Origin of the sequence: Bacteroides sp. 2201st1_D9_2201SCRN_220225 (assembly GCF_040928965.1) — a bacterium.
Taxonomy (GTDB): domain Bacteria; phylum Bacteroidota; class Bacteroidia; order Bacteroidales; family Bacteroidaceae; genus Bacteroides; species Bacteroides stercoris.
In genome coordinates, this window is record NZ_JBCODG010000173.1 from 1 (window position 1) to 1197 (window position 1197).

Annotated in this window: 3 protein-coding genes; all 3 read left to right on the forward strand. The window is 41.3% G+C overall.

The annotated features are described in order from the left end of the window. Positions 1 to 86: 86 nt before the first annotated feature. From AB5903_RS22480 to AB5903_RS22490, 3 genes are read left to right on the forward strand one after another with little or no spacing between them, the layout of a single operon-like run. A complete protein-coding gene (locus tag AB5903_RS22480) occupies positions 87 to 230 on the forward strand; it encodes a hypothetical protein (RefSeq protein WP_368118322.1) in 144 nt (47 codons plus the stop codon). A gap of 58 nt (positions 231 to 288) precedes the next feature. Further along, a complete protein-coding gene (locus AB5903_RS22485) occupies positions 289 to 495 on the forward strand; it encodes a hypothetical protein (protein ID WP_118939923.1) in 207 nt (68 codons plus the stop codon). A 28-nt stretch (positions 496 to 523) separates the two neighbouring features. Then, entirely contained in the window at positions 524 to 1072 is a 549-nt protein-coding gene (locus tag AB5903_RS22490; RefSeq protein WP_368118323.1) for a hypothetical protein, read from the forward strand. The last annotated feature ends 125 nt before the right edge of the window (positions 1073 to 1197 follow it).

A 1197-nucleotide genomic window follows, 5' to 3' on the forward strand; every position in this document is an offset into this window, starting at 1 on the left:
GAGCATTGGCAATATGGGGTGTATTGGGTATTATAGAAAATACTTTTATAGCGTTTCCGGTTCCATAATTAAAAAAATGTATGGATATGTTTTTAAGAATTAACGACAAGCTGCTGCATTTTCTTGCATGCCTTGTCATCACCCTGACAGTGGGTGAACTCTGTGCCGTTACGGCAGGCGTGACGAAAGAAGCCGCTGGCTGGACGTACTTGCGGATGCTGCCGGCATAGCGGTCGGCAGCGTATTAAGGAGATTGGTATTCGATTATTAATATTAATAAAAAGGATTATGTTAGACACATTATTGGTTGCGCTGATTATCTCAGTAGATACCGCGCAGGTAAAGGAATTTCCGCAGAAGGCGGAAGTCGAGTTCAAGAAAAATGATTTAAAAGAGAATATCATTAAGTCAGCCCTGAATTTCCATAACAGCGGGAAGAAGGACGACAAGACCTGGAACTGGAAGATTCAGGATGTGGTGTTCAGAAAAGATTAAAATAATGTTCAATTTAAATTCAATAATTATGGGAGCAATTAAAACGATGAAGGAAGTCGAAAGCGCACTTCCCCAGAAAAAAGAGATAAATTATGTACGTGCTTTGGATAAGGACCGCAATCCGATTTTAATCAATAAAGAGGACCTGGCGCAAGTTGTGGGAGAACTGATTGGTACAACCACTATTGAAAAAGCGGGGTTGTTATCTCCGTATTTATTCAAGGTATATCCTCATTTTGTAGATGCTTACGATTCTGTATATAAGATTGCAGACAATGTGACTGACTGGTATCGTGCCCCGATAGCGGTCTTATGTAATGATTCTGCTGATACGTGCATGGATTTTTTATCATTCATATACATACCGGATACAGGTTTGTCGGCTTCCTTAAAAAGAATTTTGAAAAAGCCGCTTCAAGTAAAATACTACATAAAAGGACGTGACCTATTCGTATCATTTGCATTCAATGACGAGTTACCTAATCATGCGTATATACTATCGCCGTATGGTGTCCAATTGGTCGGGACTCCGGACATCATCGACGATAGCTTCACGGAGATAACGGAGACGCTATAACGGGGGTTATTGTGCGGCAGTTGGCCACGGCTTGAATGGTTTTTCACTTTCTTTTATACGGACAAACACCTTTCCGTTGCCGGCCGAAAGCCGCTGCGTTATATAACCGTCATAGGAACGTACTT

Bases quoted from the DNA above. Each gene is read 5' to 3' on its own strand.
- AB5903_RS22480 (WP_368118322.1), top strand. From the start codon at position 87: ATGTTTTTAAGAATTAACGACAAGCTGCTGCATTTTCTTGCATGCCTT.
- AB5903_RS22485 (WP_118939923.1), top strand. From the start codon at position 289: ATGTTAGACACATTATTGGTTGCGCTGATTATCTCAGTAGATACCGCG.
- AB5903_RS22490 (WP_368118323.1), top strand. From the start codon at position 524: ATGGGAGCAATTAAAACGATGAAGGAAGTCGAAAGCGCACTTCCCCAG.